This window comes from Rothia sp. (in: high G+C Gram-positive bacteria), assembly GCF_015265375.1.
Taxonomy (GTDB): Bacteria; Actinomycetota; Actinomycetes; order Actinomycetales; family Micrococcaceae; genus Rothia.
Window position 1 is genome coordinate 1 of record NZ_JABZXW010000102.1, and the last position, 3,169, is coordinate 3,169.

General features: G+C 64.2%; 3 protein-coding genes. All 3 read right to left on the reverse strand.

Annotation, left to right across the window (positions count from 1 at the left end; translation table 11 throughout):
• A partial coding sequence (gene efp, locus HXO69_RS08810) for an elongation factor P (protein WP_296546591.1) occupies positions 1 to 465 on the reverse strand: 465 nt, incomplete at its 3' end.
• A 228-nt stretch (positions 466 to 693) separates the two neighbouring features.
• Entirely contained in the window at positions 694 to 1,821 is a 1,128-nt protein-coding gene (aroB, locus tag HXO69_RS08815; protein ID WP_005505930.1) for a 3-dehydroquinate synthase, read from the reverse strand.
• A gap of 25 nt (positions 1,822 to 1,846) precedes the next feature.
• Positions 1,847 to 3,169: shikimate kinase (locus HXO69_RS08820; protein ID WP_296546593.1), on the reverse strand; the 1,323-nt coding region annotated here is incomplete at its 5' end.

Genomic DNA, 3,169 nt, shown 5'->3' on the forward strand with positions numbered 1-3,169 from the left:
CTCAACGGTTGCGGGCTTGGTGCCGCCGGTGGAGCGGTCACCCTGCAGGCCGGGCTCGGTGTAGGTGATTTCGAGGACCACGGATGCGGGCAGCTCGATGTACAGGGGGCTACCCTCGTGCATTGCGATGGTTGCGGTCTGGGACTCGAGCATGTAGTTTGCTGCGTCACCAACAACGGTTGCGGGAACGTTGATCTGGTCGTAGGTCTTCATGTCCATGAAGACGTAGTCGTCGCCGTCCTGGTACAGGTACTGGTAGTCGGAGCGGTCAACGGTTGCGGTTTCGATCTTAGCGCCAGCGTTGAAGGTACGGTCGACGACCTTGCCGGAGGTAACGTTGCGCAGCTTGGTGCGGACGAATGCGCCACCCTTACCGGGCTTAACGTGCTGGAACTCAACGACGGACCAGAGGTTGCCGTCAATCTTCAGGACGGCGCCGTTCTTAATATCGGTAGTGGATGCCATGGGGCTCTCCTTCGTGTCATCGACGCTCACGCCGTAGTGGTACCCGGCGAGGCGCTAAGTTTTCAATGAGCAAAAATATGTCCCGTACATTCTACAGGATGCGCACGAGTTTGCCTAGCAGGGGCGCCACAGTTTTTCTGTGGCACCCCGCCCGGCTGCCGCGCGCTGACTGTCATATGCTGGCAGCCGCGTGGCGGGTGCATCCGGTAAATGTACGGGACCCGTCACCTACTCGGTAATCTCCTGGTAGGTCATGTACAGGATCGAGTCGTCCGGCACCTCGTAGACGCGCGGGCGAGCCAAACCGTCAAGAATGATGAAGCGCAGCAGGTTGCCGCGTGCCTTCTTGTCGCGGCGCATTGCTTCGAGCAGCTGGGGCCATGCGTCTGCCTTGTAGGAGGTGGGCAGGCCCAGGGATTCGAGGATGCGGCGGGTACGTGCGACAAGTTCTTCGTCGGCGTGGCCGGTTGCCAGCGCCAGTTCGGCGGCGTAGACCATGCCGACGGACACTGCCGCGCCGTGACGCCACTGGTAGCGTTCGTTGCGCTCGATGGCGTGGGCGAGGGTGTGGCCGTAGTTCAGGATTTCGCGGCGGCCGGATTCGCGCAGGTCCTCGGAGACGACCTCAGCCTTCACGCGCACGCTACGTTCAATGAGTTCACGCATCACGGCGGACTGCGAGTCGCGTACGGCGTTCGGGTTCGCCTCGATCAGGTCGAGAATTTCGGGGTCTGCGATGAAGCCGCACTTGACGACCTCACCCATGCCGGTCAGCAGCTCATGCTCAGGCAGGGTGCGCAGGGTGCCGATTTCGCAGAGCACTGCGGCGGGCGGCCAGAACGCGCCGACCAGGTTCTTACCTTCGGCGGTGTTGATGCCGGTCTTACCACCTACGGCAGCGTCCACCATGCCGAGCAGGGTGGTCGGAATGTGGATGACGCGCACGCCGCGCAGCCAGGTTGCCGCCACGAAGCCGGCAACGTCGGTAATGGCGCCGCCGCCCACGGAGATGATTGCGTCGGTGCGGGTGAAGTCGTTCTGGCCGAGCACCTGCCAGCAGAACGCCGCCACCTGGTAGTGCTTCGCCTCCTCAGCGTCCGGAATTTCGGCGCTGAACGATTCGTAGCCCATGGCGCGCAGGTCTTCCATGACCAGCTCACCGGTGGAACGCAGGGCACGCGGGTGAATCACGAGCACCTTCTTGGTGCGGTTGCCCAGAATTTCGGGGATTTTACCGAGCAGGTTGTGGCCGATGAGAACCTCATAGTTCTCACGCGGGGAGCTGCCGGTCACCGGGATGCGGGTAATATCTTCCGCGCCGGAGGCACCGAAAGTGGGGGTGGGCTGAGTGCTCATCATGTGTCCTTTCACAGGTGAGGGGTTATGCTTGGGGGCCCTGCGCGCGGGAGGCGCGGGTTGCGGTCACGTACGCCTGGATTTCGGCGGTCATCTCGGTGATGGGGCGGCCGCCTCGTGCGTCCAGGGTGAAATGCGCCAGCTCTTCGTATCGGCTACGGCGGCGCTCAAAAATGTCGGTCCACCGCTCGACCGGGTTCGGCTGCAGCAGCGGGCGGGTCTTGTTGCCGGTAATGCGCGGGGTGACGGTGTCAGCATCAACGAGGATGTACACCACGCATTCGTCCTTGAGCAGCTCCGCGACCGAGTCGGTCATGGGCGCGCCACCGCCCAGGGAAAACACCGTGTTGCGGTATACGGGCGAGGTGAGGACCTCTTCGATGGTTTTGCGTTCGAGCTCGCGGAAGTACGCCTCACCGAAAATCTCGAAGATTTCGGAGACTTCGCCGTAGCGTTCCACGATGAGCTGGTCGGCGTCGAGGAACTCGTAGCCGTAGAAACGCGCAAGGTGCGTACCAATGTAGGTTTTACCTGCCGCCATGGGGCCGATGAGCACGATGGGTCGGGAGCGTTCCGCGAAGTTCTCGTGCATTTCACGCACCTGCTGCGGGTGGATGCGAGCGCCGGCGGACTCGTCTTCTGCGAGTGCCTCTGCGGGGACGGTGAGCTCTGCAGGGACGGTGAGCTCTGCGGGTGCCACAGATTCAGCCGGGGTTGCGGGCAGCTCGGAAGCGTCGAGGGGTTTCTCCCCCGCCTGGTTCTCTTCTTCCGCGGGGGGCGCGGCAGGTTCGGTGGGCGCAGCAACCTGAACTTTGCCGAACAGCGCCGGGGTCGGACGGACCGGCTTGGCGGGTTCAGCCGCGGGCACAGCTACGGAAGTTTCGGGCACACCTACGGGGGCTGCGGGCGTGACCGGTACAGGCTTGGGTTCAGCCTTCTGCACGGGTGCAGAAGCGGTAGCGCTCTCCCCCGCCGCCTCTGCAGGCTGAGCCTGTTTCGGAGGTGCCGGCTTGGGCGCGGCAGGCTTAGGCACAGTCGGCTTGGGCGTAGCGACTACCGACGGTGCGGCCGGCTTAGGCGCAGTCGGCTTGGGGGCAGCGACTACTGACGGCGCGGCCGGTTTTGGAGCTACGGGCTTGGGTGCATCCGCCTGTGCGGGTTCCTTGCGGGGTTCCTCTTCAGCGGTGCCCATGCCCTGCAGGGCGCTGAGCAGCTTCAGACGCAGGTCCTCGTCCAGGCCGAGCGCCGGGTCGGCGTCCTCAGATACCGAGGAGGCGTACAGGCGCACACCCTGCGTGCTCGCCGTAGCGGCGGCGGGCAGGGGGCGGGTGCCAGAACGCATCAGGTC